The sequence below is a fragment of the Kosakonia sp. WA-90 genome, assembly GCF_039871955.1.
Classification (GTDB): domain Bacteria; phylum Pseudomonadota; class Gammaproteobacteria; order Enterobacterales; family Enterobacteriaceae; genus Kosakonia; species Kosakonia oryzendophytica.
In genome coordinates this window covers 1-1,798 of record NZ_JBDPLJ010000016.1, presented here as the reverse complement: position 1 = coordinate 1,798, position 1,798 = coordinate 1, and the positions used below count along the sequence as shown (strand labels likewise).

1 protein-coding gene is annotated in these 1,798 nt (G+C 65.9%); it reads right to left on the bottom strand.

Annotation, left to right across the window (positions count from 1 at the left end; all coding sequences use genetic code 11):
* The coding region (locus ABGA49_RS16055; protein WP_347665803.1) for an AMP-binding protein at positions 1–1,798 on the bottom strand (1,798 nt) is incomplete at both ends.

The window sequence follows — 1,798 nt, the reverse complement described above, 5'->3', positions numbered from 1 at the left end:
CAGTTCCGGACGGTTCAGGTAGCCGCGCGCCACCCCGTCGCCGCCGATATACAGCTCGCCCGTCACGCCGACCGGCACCGGCTGGCCCCGTTCGTCCAGAATATAGATGCGTGTATTGGCGAGAGGTTGCCCAATAACAGGGAGGGCAAGGCGGTTGTCAATCAAGTAGATAGTGGCATCGACGGTGCATTCAGTGGGGCCATAGACATTAAAAAAACGGATCTGCTTTATTGTTTGCAATGTTGTCCATGTTGAAGATGAGATCGCGTCTCCGCCAACGAGGACCCATCGAGGTTGTGGGTTACGCATGTCGCCCAAACCAGCCTCAAGAAGCCCTTGTAATTGAACAGGGGTGCAATCAACAACATCCACATCATGGCGCAATAAGAATTGCAAAAATGCCCCGCTATCTTTGCGCACGGCTTCCGGGACAATGATTAAAGTATGCCCCGACAGCAGTTGCAGCCAGCACTGTACGGACGCATCAAAGACAATGCTGGCATTCATTGTCACGCGGCACGGTTGTGGCAAACCCAACCTGCTCTTCAGCGCTGAATGCAGGTTGATAACACTGCGGTGCTCCACCATCACCCCTTTCGGCTGCCCGGTGGAGCCCGAGGTGTAAATCACATACGCCAGATGCCGCGACGTCAGCCCTTCCGGGGACGGGTTGCACTCCGTTTCCGCCTCCCCGTCAGCGGCCAGCGTGTCCAGCCACACCTGCGGCACCGCACACCCCGGCGGCACCCCCTGCCCGCTCACGCTCACCAGCGCCACCGGCTCCGCATCCGCCAGCATCCTCTCCAGTCGCCCCGCCGGACTGGCCGGATCCAGCGGCAGGTACGCCCCGCCCGCCTTCAGGATCCCCAGCAGCGCCACCACCGTCTCCGCACTCCGTGCCATACACACCGCCACCCGCGCATCCGGCCGCACGCCCAGCGCCATCAGACGGTGCGCCAGCCGGTTCGCCCGCCGGTTCAGCGCGTCGTAGCTCAGTGACGCCCCCTCACACACCACCGCCACCGCTTCCGGCGTGCGCCGCACCTGCGCCTCAAACAGACGGTGGATAAGGCTCGCCTGCGGGTAGTCGCGGCGGGTGCCACTGAACGCCTCCAGCAGCACCCGCCGCTCGTCCGCCGGCAGCACGGGAATATCCGTCAGCGGACGCTGCGGTTCGCTTTCCAGCGCCGACACCAGACCGGATACCGCCGTCAGCAGGTAACCCGCCATCCGCTGCGGCGCTATCCCCGCCGCCGTCTGCGCCGTCAGGGTGAACCCCGCCCCGGTCTCATCCACCGAAAAGGTGACCGGGTAGCTGGTCCGCTCTTCCGACGCCAGCAGGGTCATCCCCGCCAGCCCTTCCGGACCGCCTTCGCCGGGACTGTGGCGGTAATTAAGCAGCGTGCTGAACAGCGGCAGCGGGTGCGGCACCCCGCTGCACCGCAGCGCCAGCGACAACGGCGCCTGCTCATGCTCCAGCAGTGCGGCCAGCGCACTGCGCGTGTTCAGCACCGCATCCCGCACGCCCTCTCCCGCCAGCGAAAGCCGCAGCGGCAGCGTGTTGATAAACATTCCGGGCGTGCCCGCGCCTCCGGCATGCAGACGGCCCGCCAGCACCGTGCCGAAGACCACGTCGTCACGCCCGCAGAGCTGCGCCAGCACGCGGGCCAGCGCCGTGTGGAACAGCACGCCGGGACTGACCCCCAGACGCCGCGCCTGCGTCACCACCGCCGCCGTGAGCGCCGTATCCGTCGTCAGCCGCGCCTCCCCCGTCTCCGCCCCGCTCTCCCGGGTGTTC